General features: G+C 29.8%; 3 protein-coding genes. 2 read left to right on the top strand and 1 reads right to left on the bottom strand.

Features of this window, described 5'->3' with window-relative positions; translation table 11 throughout:
• Together ABWO04_RS11510 and ABWO04_RS11505 are read left to right on the top strand one after the other, a co-directional pair.
• Nucleotides 1-162: iron chelate uptake ABC transporter family permease subunit (locus tag ABWO04_RS11510; RefSeq protein ID WP_353079831.1), on the top strand; the 162-nt coding region annotated here is incomplete at its 5' end.
• Nucleotides 163-171: 9 nt separating this feature from the next.
• The gene (locus ABWO04_RS11505; protein WP_353079830.1) at nucleotides 172-957 is read left to right on the top strand and encodes an ABC transporter ATP-binding protein; all 786 of its coding nucleotides are present in this window, start codon (nucleotides 172-174) and stop codon (nucleotides 955-957) included.
• Between the two features lie 79 nt (nucleotides 958-1,036).
• Here the strand turns inward: ABWO04_RS11505 and ABWO04_RS11500 are convergent, their stop codons facing one another.
• Nucleotides 1,037-1,621 (bottom strand): pseudouridine synthase, encoded by a 585-nt coding sequence (locus ABWO04_RS11500; RefSeq protein ID WP_353079829.1) that lies wholly within the window; start codon nucleotides 1,619-1,621, stop codon nucleotides 1,037-1,039.
• Between the last annotated feature and the right edge of the window lie 303 nt (nucleotides 1,622-1,924).

Below are 1,924 nucleotides of genomic sequence, written 5' to 3'. Positions count from 1 at the left end.
TTTTTTTCTACGATGATTTTAGGTGCGGTAATTATGCTTATTTGTGATACTGTTTCACAATTACCCGGATTCGATTTTACATTGCCAATTAATGCAATTACATCAATTTTAGGAGCACCAATAGTAATTTGGTTGTTGATAAGAAAAAGAGGAATCAGTTAGAATTATATGATGAATAATAACACTAACATATTACAAACCAAAAATCTATCCATTGGTTATACTTCCAAGAAAGAAGTAAAAACCATTGCGACTGACATCTCTATTTCTTTAAACAAAGGAAAATTAATTACATTAATTGGTGGAAACGGTATTGGAAAATCGACTTTATTACGAACAATTACAGCTATTCAAAAACCTATTTCGGGTGAAGTTTTTTTGAATGAAAAGGACATTTTTTCAATGGATAATTCGGATTTGGCACAACAACAAAGTTTGGTTTTAACCGATAAATTACCAAGTAGTAATTTAACCGTTTGGGAATTAATTGCTTTAGGCAGACAACCCTATACCAATTGGATTGGCAATTTAACTGATGATGATTATTCGAAAATTAAAACAGCTATTCAACTCACCAATATTGAACATTTAACAGAAAAAAAACATTACGAAATTTCAGACGGGCAATTACAAAAAGTCTTAATTGCAAGAGCTTTAGCGCAAGATACTGATTTAATTATTTTGGATGAACCCACAACCCATTTGGATTTATTTCACAAAGTTTCGGTATTTAAATTATTACAGAAACTGGCACACGAATCGGAAAAATGTATTTTATTTTCAACTCACGATATTGATTTGGCCATTCAACTTTCTGATGAAATGATAGTAATGACAGAAGGTTTTTGTATTCAAGATCAACCTTGTAATTTAATTGAAAAAGGTGTTTTTGATACGTTATTTAAAGATGAGCATATTGTTTTTGATAAAACTTACGGTAAGTTTATTGTGAGATAGAAAACTCACCATTAAGAAATTAAGAATAGTTTAACTGATTTTAAAAATCTTAATTTACTTAATGTCTTAATGGTAAAATCTACTCCAAAATCCTATCAAAACTTTCCTTAAAAATTTCTTTTACTTCGCCAGCTTTTAAATTATCTAATTCAATATTCCCAACTCGAACTCTGATTAACCGTAAGGTTGGAAATCCAACGGCTGAAGTCATCTTTCGTACTTGTCTAAATTTTCCTTCGGTTAAGGTTAAAGAAACCCAACTTGTAGGACCGTGTCGCTCGTCTCTAATTCTTCTGCCTTCACCAATGTGAGTTGGATTATCAATTAATTTTGCTTGACATTTTTTTGTTATATATTTTTTACCGTGAAAACCAATTTCTACTCCATTTTTCAGTTGTTCAACAGCTTCCAATGTAATAATTCCATCAACTTGCGCATAGTATTCTTTTTCCACTTTTTTACTTCTTACCAATTCACTCATCATTCCGTCAGTTGTTAGTAATAATAACCCTTCAGAATCTTCATCTAATCTGCCAATAGCCATTGTGCCTTCTGGAAAATTATATAATTCACCCAGTTTTCTTTTATTTCGCTTTAATTCGTAAATAAACTGACTAATAAATCCGTGCGGCTTGTGTAAAATAAAATGCTGGTGTATCTTCATAGTGCAAAAATAGTTTTAATTCTAAACATTTAGAATAATAGAAAATTAAAAATTAGAAGAACTTATGTGTTTTATTTTTTTAATTGAGGAAAAATTTAAAAAAAATAGTAATTTTACTATCTAACAAATTTTTAATCCGAAAATGAACACATCTATTATCTTAGTATTCGCCATTTTAATTGCTTTAGCCATTGGTTTTTACATTGGAAAGCTACTTTCAAAAACCCAGTCTAATGCTGAAAAAAGCAATTTAGAAGGGCAATTAACATCACAATCGCATCAACTTGCAGAATTAAAATCATC

Source organism: Flavobacterium sp. (assembly GCF_040382755.1).
Lineage (GTDB): Bacteria > Bacteroidota > Bacteroidia > Flavobacteriales > Flavobacteriaceae > Flavobacterium.
This window is presented reverse-complemented; position numbering and strand designations above follow the sequence as displayed.

Excerpts from the sequence above, each read along its gene's own strand:
- ABWO04_RS11505 (WP_353079830.1), top strand. The coding sequence starts at position 172 with ATGAATAATAACACTAACATATTACAAACCAAAAATCTATCCATTGGT.
- ABWO04_RS11500 (WP_353079829.1), bottom strand. The coding sequence starts at position 1,621 with ATGAAGATACACCAGCATTTTATTTTACACAAGCCGCACGGATTTATT.